The sequence below is a fragment of the Arthrobacter sp. GW460-12-1-14-TSB2 genome, assembly GCF_059423525.1.
Genome location: NZ_JBWKYC010000001.1, coordinates 598,549 through 613,264, shown reverse-complemented (window position 1 = coordinate 613,264; position 14,716 = coordinate 598,549). Strand labels below are relative to the sequence as shown.

At 64.1% G+C, this 14,716-nt stretch carries 17 protein-coding genes and 1 pseudogene; 9 read left to right on the top strand and 9 right to left on the bottom strand.

Translation table 11 applies throughout. From position 1 onward, the window contains the following. Positions 1 to 14: 14 nt before the first annotated feature. From AC07YR_RS03015 to AC07YR_RS03005, 3 genes are read right to left on the bottom strand one after another with little or no spacing between them, the layout of a single operon-like run. The gene (locus tag AC07YR_RS03015) at positions 15 to 620 is read right to left on the bottom strand and encodes a GNAT family N-acetyltransferase (protein ID WP_436057879.1); all 606 of its coding nucleotides are present in this window, start codon (positions 618 to 620) and stop codon (positions 15 to 17) included. Then, positions 617 to 1,348 carry an alpha/beta hydrolase gene (locus AC07YR_RS03010; RefSeq protein ID WP_436059335.1) on the bottom strand — a complete coding sequence of 244 codons (732 nt, stop codon included), beginning with the start codon at positions 1,346 to 1,348 and terminating at the stop codon, positions 617 to 619. The genes AC07YR_RS03015 and AC07YR_RS03010 overlap by 4 nt, the downstream gene beginning before the upstream one ends. Positions 1,349 to 1,362: 14 nt before the next feature. Continuing rightward, positions 1,363 to 2,457 carry a LacI family DNA-binding transcriptional regulator gene (locus AC07YR_RS03005; RefSeq protein WP_494732999.1) on the bottom strand — a complete coding sequence of 365 codons (1,095 nt, stop codon included), beginning with the start codon at positions 2,455 to 2,457 and terminating at the stop codon, positions 1,363 to 1,365. A gap of 159 nt (positions 2,458 to 2,616) precedes the next feature. Between AC07YR_RS03005 and AC07YR_RS03000 the strand changes: the two genes are divergently transcribed. The 5 genes from AC07YR_RS03000 to AC07YR_RS02980 all read left to right on the top strand — a co-directional run bounded on the left by AC07YR_RS03000 (position 2,617) and on the right by AC07YR_RS02980 (position 6,710). Beyond that, the gene (locus AC07YR_RS03000; RefSeq protein ID WP_494732998.1) at positions 2,617 to 3,786 is read left to right on the top strand and encodes a Gfo/Idh/MocA family protein; all 1,170 of its coding nucleotides are present in this window, start codon (positions 2,617 to 2,619) and stop codon (positions 3,784 to 3,786) included. Then, the gene (locus AC07YR_RS02995; RefSeq protein ID WP_494732997.1) at positions 3,786 to 5,000 is read left to right on the top strand and encodes a dihydrodipicolinate synthase family protein; all 1,215 of its coding nucleotides are present in this window, start codon (positions 3,786 to 3,788) and stop codon (positions 4,998 to 5,000) included. Before AC07YR_RS03000 ends, AC07YR_RS02995 begins: the two co-directional genes overlap by 1 nt. Further along, positions 4,997 to 5,851 carry a sugar phosphate isomerase/epimerase family protein gene (locus tag AC07YR_RS02990; protein WP_494732996.1) on the top strand — a complete coding sequence of 285 codons (855 nt, stop codon included), beginning with the start codon at positions 4,997 to 4,999 and terminating at the stop codon, positions 5,849 to 5,851. Before AC07YR_RS02995 ends, AC07YR_RS02990 begins: the two co-directional genes overlap by 4 nt. A 173-nt stretch (positions 5,852 to 6,024) precedes the next feature. Continuing rightward, positions 6,025 to 6,456 (top strand): SRPBCC family protein, encoded by a 432-nt coding sequence (locus AC07YR_RS02985; RefSeq protein ID WP_436057875.1) that lies wholly within the window; start codon positions 6,025 to 6,027, stop codon positions 6,454 to 6,456. An 80-nt stretch (positions 6,457 to 6,536) separates the two neighbouring features. Then, the gene (locus tag AC07YR_RS02980) at positions 6,537 to 6,710 is read left to right on the top strand and encodes a hypothetical protein (RefSeq protein ID WP_156372431.1); all 174 of its coding nucleotides are present in this window, start codon (positions 6,537 to 6,539) and stop codon (positions 6,708 to 6,710) included. 40 nt (positions 6,711 to 6,750) lie between these two features. Here the strand turns inward: AC07YR_RS02980 and AC07YR_RS02975 are convergent, their stop codons facing one another. Further along, entirely contained in the window at positions 6,751 to 7,188 is a 438-nt protein-coding gene (locus AC07YR_RS02975) for a LapA family protein (protein WP_494732995.1), read from the bottom strand. Between the two features lie 268 nt (positions 7,189 to 7,456). On the opposite strand from AC07YR_RS02975, the pseudogene AC07YR_RS02970 reads away from it, so the two are divergent. After that, a pseudogene (locus tag AC07YR_RS02970) lies at positions 7,457 to 7,672 on the top strand (transposase); the annotation flags it as partial. 188 nt (positions 7,673 to 7,860) lie between these two features. Here the strand turns inward: AC07YR_RS02970 and AC07YR_RS02965 are convergent. From AC07YR_RS02965 to AC07YR_RS02955, 3 genes are all read right to left on the bottom strand, one after another. Beyond that, positions 7,861 to 9,615, bottom strand: coding sequence for a multicopper oxidase family protein (locus tag AC07YR_RS02965; RefSeq protein ID WP_494732994.1), 1,755 nt, complete (start codon positions 9,613 to 9,615; stop codon positions 7,861 to 7,863). A gap of 1,286 nt (positions 9,616 to 10,901) precedes the next feature. Further along, a complete protein-coding gene (locus AC07YR_RS02960; protein WP_494732993.1) occupies positions 10,902 to 11,132 on the bottom strand; it encodes a hypothetical protein in 231 nt (76 codons plus the stop codon). 81 nt (positions 11,133 to 11,213) lie between these two features. Further along, positions 11,214 to 11,729 carry a helix-turn-helix domain-containing protein gene (locus AC07YR_RS02955; RefSeq protein WP_494732992.1) on the bottom strand — a complete coding sequence of 172 codons (516 nt, stop codon included), beginning with the start codon at positions 11,727 to 11,729 and terminating at the stop codon, positions 11,214 to 11,216. 51 nt (positions 11,730 to 11,780) lie between these two features. On the opposite strand from AC07YR_RS02955, the gene AC07YR_RS02950 reads away from it, so the two are divergent. Then, positions 11,781 to 12,068, top strand: coding sequence for a helix-turn-helix domain-containing protein (locus AC07YR_RS02950; protein ID WP_494732991.1), 288 nt, complete (start codon positions 11,781 to 11,783; stop codon positions 12,066 to 12,068). A gap of 31 nt (positions 12,069 to 12,099) precedes the next feature. Here AC07YR_RS02950 and AC07YR_RS02945 read toward each other — a convergent pair whose 3' ends face one another. Continuing rightward, positions 12,100 to 12,384 carry a hypothetical protein gene (locus tag AC07YR_RS02945; RefSeq protein WP_494732990.1) on the bottom strand — a complete coding sequence of 95 codons (285 nt, stop codon included), beginning with the start codon at positions 12,382 to 12,384 and terminating at the stop codon, positions 12,100 to 12,102. Continuing rightward, complete coding sequence (locus AC07YR_RS02940; protein WP_494732989.1) at positions 12,381 to 13,034, bottom strand: hypothetical protein; 654 nt, start codon at positions 13,032 to 13,034, stop codon at positions 12,381 to 12,383. The genes AC07YR_RS02945 and AC07YR_RS02940 overlap by 4 nt, the downstream gene beginning before the upstream one ends. A 47-nt stretch (positions 13,035 to 13,081) precedes the next feature. Between AC07YR_RS02940 and AC07YR_RS02935 the strand changes: the two genes are divergently transcribed. After that, positions 13,082 to 13,732, top strand: coding sequence for a helicase associated domain-containing protein (locus tag AC07YR_RS02935; protein ID WP_494732988.1), 651 nt, complete (start codon positions 13,082 to 13,084; stop codon positions 13,730 to 13,732). 168 nt (positions 13,733 to 13,900) lie between these two features. Beyond that, positions 13,901 to 14,545 (top strand): hypothetical protein, encoded by a 645-nt coding sequence (locus AC07YR_RS02930; protein WP_494732987.1) that lies wholly within the window; start codon positions 13,901 to 13,903, stop codon positions 14,543 to 14,545. Positions 14,546 to 14,716: the final 171 nt, after the last annotated feature.

The window sequence follows — 14,716 nt, the reverse complement described above, 5'->3', positions numbered from 1 at the left end:
GGACCGGCAAGATCTCATGCTCGAACGGCGAGCCTGACCACTGCCCGGCCGGGTACCGCATCGCTGACCACCTCGAAGCCGGCGTCGAGGAACAGCTTCAACGTTCCCTGGTACAGGTCCGCCGGGCCGGCTTTGGGGCGCAGCACCGGATCCACCGGGTAGCCTTCCACACTGCCGGCGCCATGACCTATGGCATGTCCGACGGCGGCGCGAAGCAGTGCTGCAGCCACGCCGCTGCGGCGGTGCCCCGGTGCGACGACGAAACAGGTCACCGACCAAATAGACCCCTCGGGACCGTCCTCCGGCTGGCTGTGCACGGCCGGTCCGGCCGCCTTGAATACCTGCGAACGCAGGATACGCGCGTAGCAGTCGCGCGGTTCAACCGCACACCAGCCCACCGGCTGTCCGTCCCGGAAGGCGAGGACCCCCGGTGCCGGGGCATCGGCGTCGAACCTTGCCCGCAACTGTTTCTTCCGGTCCCCGGGCGTGGAGTCATTCCATCCGGCACCCGTCAGGGCGAAGAACCTGCACCAGCAGCGCGACGGCTCACCGCGTACTCCGAAGAGGCGTTCGACGTCGGGCCAGTCGGCCGGCGCTGTAGTCACGGGCGCTGCGGTCACGGGCACCAGCCATGTCCGGCGAGCCAGGTGGCACAGAGTTCCGTCCATCGCTCGACCCCGGCCACCCCGTCAGCGAGACCCAGACCGTGGCGGCCGTGCGGAAAGATATGCAACTCCGCAGGGACGGCTGCCCGGCGCAGCGCCAGGGCATAGAGCAGGCTGTGTTCCACATCGACGGCTTCGTCGTCAGACGTGTGCCAGATGAAGGCCGGGGGAGTGCGGCCCGTGACGGTCAGCTCGGCGGAGAGCTCTTCCAGGAGGCCACCGGGCGGTGAGCCGCCGAGCAGGTTGTTGATGCTGCCCTGGTGGACGGACGCCTGGAAGGACACGACGGGGTAGCAGAGGACGGCGAGGTCCGGCCGGGACTCCGGCAGGTCGAGAGCGTCGTCTCCGGCGGAAAGGCCCGAGGCCAGGGTGGCAGCCAGGTGGCCGCCCGCGGAGAATCCCAGCACCCCCACGCGCGAGCTCTCCACCGGGAGTCCGTGGCTGCCCCGCCTGATCCAGGCCAGGGCGGCCTTCGCGTCCGCCAGCGGGGCCGGGTGGCGGTGCGGAGCCACCCGATACCGGAGCACGAAGGCGTGGATGCCCAGCGACGCCAGCCATTCAGCCACCGGTTCGGCTTCGTGGTCGGCGTGGTGTTCGTAGCCACCGCCCGGAAGGACCAGCATCGCCGGGGGCCTCCGGGCAGAAGGCTGGCGGGCCGGGATGGCGCTGAGGCCGGCCGGCATCGCGGGACCGCCGCTCAGGCGGTCCACTCGGTGCTCCGCCTGAGCGTCACCTGACCCGTGACAGCCGGACCGTCGTCGTGGTGTCCTTCGGTACCGTCGGGACCGGGCCCCGCGGTGCTCAGGGTGGCCAGGCGGCCGATTTCCTCCAGCGGAAGGCGGACGGTTGAGAGTCCCGGGCGGAAGTCCCGCAGGGTTTCGATGTCGTCGAACCCGGCGATCAGGGCGTCGCGGGGAATCCTGAATCCCTGGGCACGGAGCGCTGCCGTGGCGCCGATTGCCATGACGTCGTTCGCGGCGAAGATGCACAGGTCGGGCCTTGCGCCCTCGGTCGCTGGTTCGGTTTGCCGTGCATTCCTCAAGCGTTCGGCCAGCGCGAGGCCGGCGTCGTAGCCGCCGGCGCGGTTGAAGGATGCCCGGAGGACTTCAGCTGCGGGGCGGCCGGCCGCGGCAAGGCCGGACTGGAAGCCCCGGATCCGGTCATCTGAGGTGATGAGTCCCTCGGGTCCGCCGATGACCACGAAGTCGCCCGAGTGGCTTGCCGCCAGCTTTCCGGCGAGTTCCGCAGCAAGTTCTTCGTTCGGCACTTCCACCAAGTGATATCCGTCCAGCGCGCCGGCTCCGACGATGGCCTGGCCCACCACACCAACATGCCCGCCGTTGCGGCAGTAGCGGTCCAGTTCGGCGGCCAGCTCGGCATTGCCCTCTGCGTCCTCCGGCCGGCTGGACCGTGAGCCGGCAATGACAATGGCGTCGGCCCGTCTGGCCGCAAATGCGGCTACTGCTTCCTTCTCATCGGCCGGCGTGCCCCCCGTGGTGGCCAGCAGCACCATCTTGTGCTGCTCGCGGGCCACTTCCTGCACCCCGCGGGCAATGGCCGAAAAATACGGATCGGCGATGTCGTGCACAATCAGGCCCACGAGTCCGGAGCTGGACTTCGCGAGCGCCTGGGCCTGGGCGTTGGGGATGTAGCCGAGGGCTTCTGCCGCCTGCCGGACCCGCTCGGAAACTCCCGGGCCGGGTTTGCGGGCGGAACCGTTGAGGACGCGTGATGCAGTAGCCGGTGAGACCCCGGCCAGTCGTGCCACCTCGGTGAGGGTACTTGCAGCCACCGGTTTCTCCTGTTCAGCCAACGTACGCGTAGTGGCCATTATGGCAGTTTGAACGACTTTCGGGAAAGCGCTTGCCATGCGGCGCCGGAAGATGCATCATAAATGCAGTGGGAACGCGCTTTCCCAACGCCTGATGAGATTACGAACTGTGGAGGACACATGGGCTTCGAAACAAAGACGATCCGTATCGCCATGAACGGCATTACCGGCCGGATGGGCTACCGCCAGCACCTGCTGCGCTCCATCCTCCCCATCCGCGACGCCGGAGGCTTCACCCTCGAGGACGGCACCAAGGTCCAGGTCGAACCGATCCTGGTCGGTCGCAATGAAGCGAAGATCCGGGAGCTCGCCGAGCTGCACAAGGTCTCCGAGTGGTCCACCGACCTGGACGCCGTCATCAACGACCCTACGGTGGACATTGTCTTTGATGCATCCATGACCAACCTCCGGGCAGCGACGCTGAAGAAGGCCATGCGCGCCGGCAAGCACATCTTCACCGAAAAGCCCACGGCCGAAACCCTCGAAGAGGCCATCGAACTGGCCCGGATCGGGAAGGAAGCCGGTGTCACTGCCGGTGTCGTGCACGACAAGCTGTACCTGCCCGGCCTGGTCAAGCTGCGCCGCCTCGTGGATGAAGGCTTTTTCGGCCGCATCCTGTCCATCCGCGGAGAATTCGGCTACTGGGTCTTCGAAGGTGACATTCAGGCAGCTCAGCGCCCGTCCTGGAACTACCGCAAGGAAGACGGCGGCGGCATGACCACCGACATGTTCTGCCACTGGAACTACGTCCTCGAAGGCATCATCGGCAAGGTCAAGAGCGTCAACGCCAAGACCGCTACCCACATTCCGGCCCGCTGGGACGAGGCCGGCAAGGAATACAAGGCCACGGCCGACGACGCCTCCTACGGCATCTTCGAACTCGAAACCCCCGCGGGCGAGCCCGTCATCGGCCAGATCAACTCCTCCTGGGCCGTCCGCGTCTACCGCGACGAACTTGTTGAGTTCCAGATCGACGGCACCCACGGTTCCGCCGTCGCCGGCCTGAACAAGTGCGTCGCCCAGCAGCGTGCACACACTCCCAAGCCGGTCTGGAACCCGGACCTGCCCGTCACGGAATCGTTCCGCAGCCAGTGGCAGGAAGTCCCCGCCAACGCCGAACTGGACAACGGCTTCAAGCTGCAGTGGGAAGAATTCCTGCGGGACGTCGTCGCCGGCCGCGAACACCGTTTCGGCCTGCTCTCCGCCGCCCGCGGCGTCCAGCTCGCCGAGCTCGGCCTGCAGTCCAACGACGAACGCCGCACCATCGACATCCCGGAGATCTCGCTCTGATGACATCACTGATCCTACCCACCCACGACGGCGGAACCCGCGAATACCGGCTCCAGTCCGCCCCGGCTTGGTCCCGGCCCGCCGCGCCCATCACCTCGCGCCACGCCTATGCAGCGGCCCACGTCATCCCGGAAGTCACCGCGGACAACACCCCGGGCGCCCCGGCGCAGCTCGACTGGGATGCCACGCTGGCCTACCGGCACGAGCTGTGGTCCTACGGCCTCGGCGTTGCCGATGCGATGGACACGGCACAGCGTGGCATGGGCCTTGACTGGGCAGCGACCCAGCAGCTCATCAAGCGCACCGGCGCAGAGGCCGCGTCAGTGGTCTCCTCGCGCAGCGCCGCCACGGCCGGCAAGTCCGTCCGCGACCTGGTGTCCTGCGGCGCCGGTACCGACCAACTGGATCCGGCCGCCCTGCCGCCGGGCGCTGCGGGCATCCAGGCCGTCATCGACGCCTACCGCGAGCAGATCGCCGTCGTGTCCGAAGCCGGCCCCAAGGTGATCCTCATGGCCTCCCGTGCCCTGGCGAAGGTGGCCGGCGGAGCAGACGACTACTTGCATGTTTACTCGACCCTCCTGCGGGAAGTTGACCAGCCCGTCATCCTGCACTGGCTCGGAACCATGTTTGATCCTGCCCTGGCCGGCTACTGGGGCTCCGACGACGTCACCACGGCCACCGATACGTTCCTGTCCCTGATCCGCGAACATTCGGACAAGGTGGACGGCGTCAAGGTCTCGCTCCTGGACGCGAGCCATGAAGTCGCACTCCGCGCCAACCTCCCCGAGGGCGTCCGCCTCTACACGGGCGACGACTTCAACTACCCGGAACTGATCGACGGCGACGGCACCCGCCATTCGGACGCCCTGCTGGGCATCTTCGCCGCCATCTATCCGGCGGCCTCGGCAGCGCTGCAAAGCTACGACGCCGGCGACGCCGTCAAAGCCCGTGCCATCCTGGACTCCACCCGGGAGCTGGGCAAGCACATCTTTAGCGCCCCCACGTTTTACTACAAGACCGGGATCGCGTTCATGTCCTGGCTCAACGGGAAGCAGCCGGGCTTCCAGATGGTCGGCGGGCTGCACTCGGGCCGCTCCGTGGTGCATCTGGCGAGGACCTTCGAGCTGGCAGACCAGGCCGGGCTGTTGAAGGACCCGGCCCTGGCCGCGTTCCGGATGTCGGACTACCTGCGGATCAACGGAGTGGGAGTATGAGCGACTTCTCAGGTGCCGACTTCGGAAGGCTTTCCCTCAACAGCGCCACCACCAAGAAGTGGACCCTGGCGGAGGCCGTTGACGGTTGCGCCCGGGCCGGCATCCCCGCGATCGGCCCGTGGCGTGACCGCGTGCACGAGGTCGGCGTCGACAAGGCGGCCAAGCTCATCAGGGACGCCGGCCTGCGCGTCTCATCGCTGTGCCGTGGCGGCTTCCTGACGGCAGTTGACGCCGAGGGGCAGGCTGCTGCGCTCGCCGACAACCGCGCCGCGATCCTCGAAGCCGTGGCGTTGGACACCCACGAGCTGTTCCTGGTGGTCGGCGGCCTTGCGCCGGGGGAGAAGGACGTGGTGGCTGCCCGCCAGCGCGTCGCTGACCGCCTCGCGGACCTGGTTCCCTTCGCCGTCGAGAATGGCGTCCGGCTGGTGCTGGAGCCGCTGCACCCCATGTACGCCGCGGACCGCGCCCTGATCTCCACGCTCGGCCAGGCGCTGGACCTGGCGGCACCGTACGACGCGAAGGCGGTCGGCGTCGCCGTCGACACCTTCCACGTCTGGTGGGATCCGGAACTGAAGGCGCAGATCGAACGGGCCGGCAGGGAGAACCGTATTGCCTCCTACCAGGTGTGCGACTTCAACCTGCCCATCGCGGCCGATGCGCTGTTGTCCCGGGGCATGATGGGCGACGGCGTTATTGACTTCGCGACCATCGGCACCTGGGTCCGGGACGCCGGCTACACCGGCGACATCGAAGTGGAAATCTTCAACCAGGAAATCTGGGACGCCGACGGCGACAGCGTCCTGGCAACCATGAAGGAGCGCTACGCGGGACTCGTCCTGCCGTACGCCTGACCACTTCCGACCTGACCGCATCCAGCTTGACCGCTTCCATCCGACGGCCCGATACCGCCCCCAACGGTGCCGGGCCGTCGTCGTGTTCCCTTAGCCGTCCTGTTCCCTTAGCCGTCCTGTTCCCTTAACAGGACGGATGCTCGCGCGTATTGTCGTGCGGAGGAGGACTACACATGAATGAGCAGATCAAGGACGCTGAAGCCACGGTGCTTGTGACGGCCCCGGGGAGCGCGGTGTGGGAGGCGCTGACCGATCCCGGGATCGTCAAACAATATTTCCTCGGCACCAACCTGACCACTACCTGGCGGGAAGGTGACCCCGTGACGTTCGCGGGGGAGTGGAAAGGCAAGAGCTATGAGGACAAGGGCATAGTCCTCGAAAACCGGCCCGGGGAGCTGCTCCGCATCACCCATTACAGCCCGCTGTCGGGGCTGCCGGACGTGCCGGAAAACTACCACACTGTTGAGTACCGGCTGGATGAGACGCCGGCGGGAACGCAGGTCACGATCAGGCAGGGAAACAACAAGAGCGATTCCGAGGTGGAAGAGTCCGCGAAACTCTGGGAAATGGTACTGGGAAACCTCAAGGAACTGCTGGAACGCTGACGGCATTGTGCCTGCCGGGGTGGCGGGCCGGGGAGGAGTGCCCCGTCGACAAGAAGGACGTCCGGGGCTAGCTTGGGCACATGACTGAGATTCCAGACGAAGACGGCAGCGCGCGCGGCGACGACGGCACGTCACGGCCGGCAGACGAGGCAGCACGGGATTCCATCGCCGGTGACCTGGCCGCAACGATCGAGCCCGACATCGCTGAGATGGATGACACGCCGGAGGGGCACCCCGGCGTCGATCACGGGTGACGCGGCCCCGCCGCTCTCATGGTGGACGGCTGCGCCTTGCCTAGCGGACCCGTTGCGCAAGCACTCGGCGTCGATGGGCCGCGGCGCGCAGCTGGATGATTCTGGCTGCGCCGGCAACTGCCACAAGCACCCCGCCGCCCACAGCCGCTATGAAGAGTGCAATTCCCAGCGGAACGGCGCCCTCCAGCCCGAAATATCTGACCTGCACATAGTCCTGGTTCTGCAGGATAAAGATGATCAGGAGGACCATCACCGCCAACGCGGTGGCGACGGCGGCCCAGACCATTCCTGCGCGCGTCACATGCCGGTCCTCTGTCGGAATCGGTGCAGTTGGTGTGGCGCGCGGGCCCGGAGCCTGGCCAGGTCCGTCCGGAACCTGCACGCCTTGGGCCGGGGTGCCCTGGGCCGGCCGAGCTGCGGGGGTCGGCGGAACCGCGTTTGCTTCGTTCGGCTCGTAGTCCGGTGATTGCTGAGTCATTCGGTCCATCCTCTTCGAGGTGATCCACCGTCGTGGAAGGTGCGGCGCCGGCGCCACTTCAAATGAGCCGGCGCCGCCATCAAATCATAAGCATGCTTAGCGTAAATTGCGTGGAGAAGGGCGCGATCCCTTATTCCTGCATGTCACTTAATACTGTCCTTATTTTGTTGTTGGGTGGTTCCGCGGCCGTTGTAGGGTCGTGGCTACCCGGGGGAGGCGGGTATGGCTTTGTTGCGACGTGGAGATCCGGCGGTGATCTGCACAACGAAACGCGATCGAGTCGATCAACGCCCGCTACCGGAGGGCAATGAGGGCCCGCGGGCACTTTCCGAACGAGGCCGCGGCCCTGAAATGCCTGAATCTGGTCACCAGGTCCCTTGATCCGACCGGCGTCGGTCGGGCACTCTCGGTGATGAAGTGGAGGCCTGCGCTGAACGCGTTCGCGTTTACCTTCGCCGGTCGGTCCGAAAGAACCACTCACTAATGAAAACCGGCCGGACCCACACACTGTTTATCGGACAGCCCGATGTGATTGTTCGAGGTGCGCGAAAATGCACTGAGGGGCAGTTCTTCGCCGGGCGGTCATGCGGCAGGCTTGAATTGGCCCCGTCGTGATGTGATCCGCCTCGGAGGCCCAGATCTGAAGCGACTCACCGCCACCGGCGCGGGGTGTCAAGCGATGACGAAGCGCTGCATCATGTCGTTGTCCTCGTGCTCGAGGATGTGGCAGTGCCACACGTAGGGCCCGGTGAACGAGCTCTGGAAGGCGGTCACGGAGCCGCCCGCGTTCGCGGCGAACGGTACAACGATACGGGTGACCTCCCCGGGCATGGCTATAACGGTGTCCTTCCACCCGCGTTCGTTGGCGGGGGGCACCTGCGGTCCGCCTCTCAGGAACGCAGCAACCGGTGCCGGCGGGAACGGACCGGTGTTCGGCGCCAACGGCTGGGGACCGTAGTTGGCGGCGAGGTAGCCCGCAGAGTCGAACTTCTGCCGGTTGAGCACCTGGAACTGGGTGAAGTGCAGGTGGATCGGGTGGGCATCGACGGTGGTGTTGACCAGTTCCCACTCTTCGAGGGTGTCCGTGCCGACCGTTGTCGTGGCGCCTGCGGCCTCAAAGTTCCTGTTGTTCAGCAACACCATGAGCGGAGAGCCCAGCGCGTTGAGGTTTTCGACCAGGGACATGGACCGGACGGCCGTAACGGGCCGGGCCGGGGTGGCCAGCGGAGTGATGGGCGCGGCGCGCAGAGTCGTAGGCAGCGGTGCTGTCCACCCGGGTGCACTGGTCACCGTGAACTGCATGATCTGAGGCAGGGGCGACCCGCCCCGCTTGGGTGCGCGCGGACCTCCCGGGAACGGCACGCGGGCGTCGTTAGTGAGAAGGACGTTGGCGCCTGGCTTCAGTCCGGCGAAGTCGATCACGAGGTCGGCCCGTTCACCCGGGCCGAGTAACAGCGTGTTTAGGGGTACGGGAGCGTTGAGCAGGCCCCCATCCGAGCCGATCTGGAAGAACGTGTTGGCGGGGCCGGCGGACTTGAGGCTGAGATTATAGAAACGGGCGTTCGACCCGTTGTATACGCGGAACCGGTACTTGCCCCGGGCGACGTTGAGGTTTGGCCATGCCTTGCCGTTGACCGTTGCGACGTCGCCGAAGAATTCGGGGGCCCACGGCCGGCCGGACGTTCCGGGATTGGCATTGGCCGGGTAGAGGAAGGTGCCGTTGCTGTTGAACATTCGGTCCTGGATGATCAGCGGTGCCTCGAATGGGGCAGGTGGCAGGCCGGTGGTGCCGTCTCCGGGGTCGTCGCCGTTGCGAACCAGGTAGCCGCCGGCAAGTCCTGCGAGCACGTTTAGCCTGGTGATCCCCAGGGCATGATCGTGGTACCAGAGTCCGGCAGCCTCCTGAGTGTTTTCGTAATGGTAGGTCTTCGATGCGCCAGTCACGAAGGTATCGGTTGGGTCACCGTCGTTGCCCGGGCTGGTGTTCCCGCCATGCAGGTGTGTGGAGACCCGGGGGGTGGTGGCGTCGGCGGCGACGGCGCCTTCGAAGCCGAAGTCGATGGCGGACGCCAGCGGGTGCGCGCCGAGACTGTTGACCATTGTCAGGTCGAACGGAACGCCCTGCCTGGCCACGATGACGGGGCCGAGGTAGTTCTGCGAGACGGTACCGCCCCGGTAGGCATACGTCGGGGTTGCTGCCAGCGCAGTGTGGAATTGATGAGTTGCATTGACCATCTCGATGGTTGCGCTGCCACCGCCCGTAGCATCGATGACGCCCAGTTCCGACAGCGTCGGCAGTTGCTCGGTGAAGGGCGTGATCCCCGGCGGAACGGCCGCGGAGGCCGCCGATGTGATGACCGGTGCAAGCAGGAATCCTGCACCGACGGCCGCGCCGGCCTCAAACAGGGTTCTTCTTGTGATGTCCATGTCATGCACTCCCACCCAGTTCATCTATCGGAATAAGTCGAAGGATACGGTCACAGCCGTGACAGCGCAGGAGTAGCTCCCACTAGTGTTTGGACAGACCCACACTTGGTCCGTCGTGGGACCACCTGCGGTCCGGTGATTCGATACAGGAACGTGACTGCGGCGGCGGTCATGCCTTGATGCTGGGAAGTCCCGGCGCGCCATCTTTGCCGTGGCACGCCCTGCTTCGAAGCATCACTGCCGGGGTGTTCTCATTCGCCCCCGGCCACGACCCGGAGCGGGACTGCCAATATCCGTTGACAACGTTATTGAGATTCCTCCGGAGACTGCCGGCTGGAAGGGCGGAGGGGTGCACTGGCAGCCTCGATGGAGGTCTCGAATCCTGAGGTCCGCAGAATGAACAAAGCGGACCGCCCCTGCAGTTGATGCAGGGGCGGGCCGCCTCGTTCTTGTGCCCCAGGAGGGAATCGAACCCCCGACCGGCGGATTAGGGGATGCTGGTTTTCGTCATTGTTCAGTGAATGCCATTGGTGCCTAGATTACGGGGGAAATGGCTGAGCGGGTGGCGGAATGCGTTCATCGATGGTCGTTGATAATCGTTGTTTCCGGTGGGTAAGCGGTGGGCCTACAGACTGAAGGCGCCGGCACTGACGTGCCATACTGGCCGCATGACTGAATGGAAGGACTACCAGCACGCGAACAACTACCTGCTGGCTCGATACTTCAATACGAAGGCACTTATCACGCATGAGGAACCTAGTCACGTGGATCAATAGCCTGCCGACCGAGCCAAATTAGTTGGCTATTCGGGCAAGAACCCCGGCAGACGCTTTCCCCATCTAATGGCGCGGAGCCCAGGCGGGCATTCGTTATGTTCTATGATGTCCCACTCTGACGCAGTAAGGCGGCGAACGTTCCCCGCGGGGATCCACGCCCATTGCGTGTGCCCGTCGTCATTTCGCCAAGACACACAGACTTGATCGCGGCTCCATCGCGACGCTTCGCCGTGGACCTGGACTGTCCCGCCCGCGGTAAGGGGTATGCCAGCCTCGACCTTGGGCCAGTTCCCGTACTCCCACGACTGCACATCTTCGGGTGAACCCGCCAGCTCGGGCGCCAGATAGTCGTAGTCGACGCCGGAGAGGGTGAAAGTGGGCATGCCGTAAATATATCGGCCCTGGAGCATGAGTAGCCGCACTACAGCTTGAGTATCCACCTTCACCACGGGATGGCACACTAAGCCGACGGTCCGACGGTGTACGGCCCGATTCGGGGCCGGCGGGGGCTCAGCGCTGGCGCCGCTCCTCCAGAAACTCCTCAAAGGTTCTCGGCAAGCTCAACTTGTCTGGCCCGTTCTCCGTATGTGTGAACCATGCCCCTGTCACTGGCGCACCGGCCCTTACTACCTCCAGTATTAGGTCCCCCGGCACCTCATTCAGGGGTCCGGCAAGGAGCCGGGCCTGCGTCTCCTCGGAGAGCTGATCCCACCATGTCTGTGGTTCTGCAAAGTTGGTCATGGGGTGAGCATAGCCGACCGAAAAAGGCCCCGAACCTCCTAAGGGATCCGGGGACATGGACCAAGAAAGGCCACCCTGCGCCTACGCGAATGGGTCCGCCTCGGGCTCGGCCGCCCACTCGTCGCCTTTGTCGTGGTGCTCGCGAATCCATTCCACCAAGCGAATGACATCGTCCTCGTGGAGCATGAGGCGCTTGCCGAGGCGCGTGTGGATACCGGAGACTCGGCAGTAGCTCCGCAGCGCAGACTTGCTGATGCCTAGCTCTGGGGCGACTTCCTCCGGTGTCCGGAATAGTGCTTTCGCAGGCGGTATGGGCGGGCGCTGACGTTCTTCTGGCGGGCCGGGCCATCCTTCTACGTCTTCCGCGTAGCGGCTGAGCGGGCGGTGCCCGCCTTTAGGCTCAGTGGGAAGGGACCTCAACCAGCCCTGGAGTTCCTCGGCAAGGATGACCGGCTTGGTGTTGGCATATCGGGCCAGGAGGTCGTGGTGCCGTATGGCAATACGTAACGTGCTGACGCTGTAGCCGGTGGCTGCGGCCGCCTCTTCTAGGTTGTAAGCGAGCTTGGAGTTTTCGACGGTACCCGGATCCAGGTTCATGCCGACGATGCTAGGCCAGGGAGTAGGGATATGAGTACTTATGATCGACGGATGGACGATTCGCCGCTGCTCACTGCCGCCGAGGTGGCCGCGAAGCTGAGCGTGTCCACGGAAACGGTGCGTCGTATGTGCAAGGCCGGCAAATGGCCTCACATCAAAATCGGCCGACTCTACCGGTTCTCCGAAGCGCACTATCAGGTCATCATCATGCCGCCATCTAAACCCGAGCATCGGCCCCGCACGCAGCGTGAGCGTATTAGACAGATGCTCAGCTCGATAGAGCCGTTAGATGCTAGCCCGCAGCCCGGAGTGTCAAGTGGCACGCCAGCCACCATATGATCGCTGGCTGCAGAATCTGAGTGGCCTCCAGCTATGCTTTCGGATCCTCGTTCCATACGTGGGCGAGCTCTGAGTGGTCGAGCACACCCTTGGACTCAAGCATGAAGGTGAGCCGCTGCAGCGCGTTGTGCGAGGCAACGTATGCGCGTGCCAACGTGTCGTCACCGGGACCAATCATCGCCTGTAACGCAAGGTCCGCTTCGGATGCAATGATGGCAGGCGTCCTATCAAGAGGAGTTGTCCTCATCACCCGTTCGTTCGCTTTGGCCTTCTGGTACTCGATCGTCAGGGTGAGGTACCGCTCCATAGCGCTCACTGCGCGTCCTCAATGGTTACGCCAGCCCGGGCAAGCGATTCCCTGATGGGGCGATAACCGATACTGAGGTGGTCAACTTCCAACTGGTATAGCAGCTCCAGCAGGCGCACGTCAGTTTCGGAAACGGACCGCTCGGGATCGGCGTCCTGGCTTTCGTAATGGGTGTCGAAGACTGGCAGCCAGCGTCGGGCATCAGGCAACGTGTAGTAGAGCTTCCTGTCGATCAGTGCGCCATTCCAGAAAATGTCGATGCGTTCCAAGTCCACCGTGGAGCCTTTTGTTGTGACCATCGAGGGGAAGTGCTCGTTGGCCCAGTCGTAATCTTCCGATCGGTCTTCTTCCATGCCGAAGGCGATAGTAAGTGACACATTTCCACGGTAGGTAGCTCGGTGCGGATGCTGCTTTAGGCCCAGCCCCCATGTCTCTTTGCCGTCATTCCAGCTGGTCCAGTCCTCGACGTAGGACGATCCACTTCCGCTGTGGCAGGGAACATACAGCCAGTCGTCTGCTGACGATTGGCTGAAAATCGCATAAATTTCGGACAGCTGCACTGATCCCCCAGATCCCTTGGCGCCCGCCGTTGGAGCGTCTGGAACATTCCTACCACCTTTTGCGACTCGTAGCCTGCCGATGCAGGTGAAGAACTGCATGTTCGGGATGCTTGGCTAGTGCTTCGGCATCCTGAAGAATACGGGCTATGCCAGACATGCCGTCGCTTCATCCTGAGTGGGATCTTATGTACAGAAGAGGGCTCAGTGTCCGTCGCGTTGCTGAGGTGTGCGGAGCGGTTCGTGGGACGGTGGACCGGCATATTCGGCTGCAGAAACTCAGGGATCCGAACCTCCGGATCGAGCACGAGCGAAACCGCCCCGCGCCTCGACGGCCACTGCCCACGATTTGGTTGGCGCGGTTCGAAGCCGTCCGCGCTTACCGTGAGCGGAACGGATGCTTCCCGTCCTCAAGAAGCAAGGACGTCGATGAGCAGAGGATGGCCCGGTGGCTCACCGACCAACGTACGAGTCATCGGCGGGGGACTCTGACCACGGAGCGGGCGGAGGCACTTGCTGCTATCCCCGGCTGGGAGACGCCCCTGCGGCCGGTCGTCGACGATGAACGCTGGCAGAAACGCCTGACCGAGCTCTTAGAGTTTCACGAACGCAACGGGCGTTGGCCCAGCTATCGGACCGCTGCCACGGCCGCGGAACGGGTGCTGGGCGTCTGGCTTCACGCCCGTCGACAGGAAGCGTCACAGGGAAACCTCACTGGGGATCGCCGTCGTGCGCTGGACGATGAAGTTCCTGGCTGGAACACTTGGCGGTCATCAACTGAAGTGCGACGGCTAGCCTAGAGCTGGCACGCGAATACGCCGCATTCCCTTGAAGGAAGCGTGCCGGTCCATGTCGTGCAGGCGCGGCTCGGGCACGAGGACCCACAGACCACCCTGCGCGTGTACGCACGCTTGGCCCAGGCTCGGGTGAGGCGGGGAGCGGGTCCAGCAGCGGGCTAGGATAGTTCGATGATTTACCCGTTAGCGACATCCGTAGCCGAGCAAGTCTCGCAGACACCAGTGGACTACACGCCTGCCATTATTGGCCTGTCCGGGGTCGTCGTGGGTGGCATAATTCAGGTTCTTGCTCAGACCGCAAAGGAGCGCGCAGCGAGAGTTGCCTCCGTAAGAGCAGATGTCATGGACTTCGCACAGAAGGCCATGGTGATGGCGGACAACCTGGCTGAGTTAGAAGCAATCCGCAACAAAAAGCCCTACTGGTGGGCGTCACTGACGGCCGATAATTTGAAAGCCAAATCAGATGAGCACACGGCAAATACTAAAGCTGCCCACAGGGCTGGCATTTTATTGGCCAAGGCAAGTGATCCGAGAGTCGCGGATTACTCATACCGAGTTCTGGTCCAGTGCATGAAATTCAGCAACGCACGCGAAGGGCTGTTTGGCGTCGGCGTTAGGGATGAAGCCGTTAGGGCGGCGACGCACACCGAATTGCGCAGGGAAATCCAGATACTCATCAACATGGTTGCACCACGAAAGTACGAGCGCCATTCGCGATTCAGATCCGCGAAGTCCGCGACAAGGCTGGCTGATAAACAGCGAAGTAGTCGGCCGTACGGAAAGGCAGGCGATCGCCCCAGGAAAGCATCCGAGTGAATGCCAATCGGCAGTCCGCTAGGTATGGGCATCGTTTCAAGCCGCGCTTAGTTGCATCAGGAAAACTTATTGTCCGACCGTGGTCGTAGGCTCCGCTGATGCTCGCAGACACCAAAAGGCCCTGATCGACGCCCGGTTGGCACCTATAAATACGCCTGATCACTTGACCTC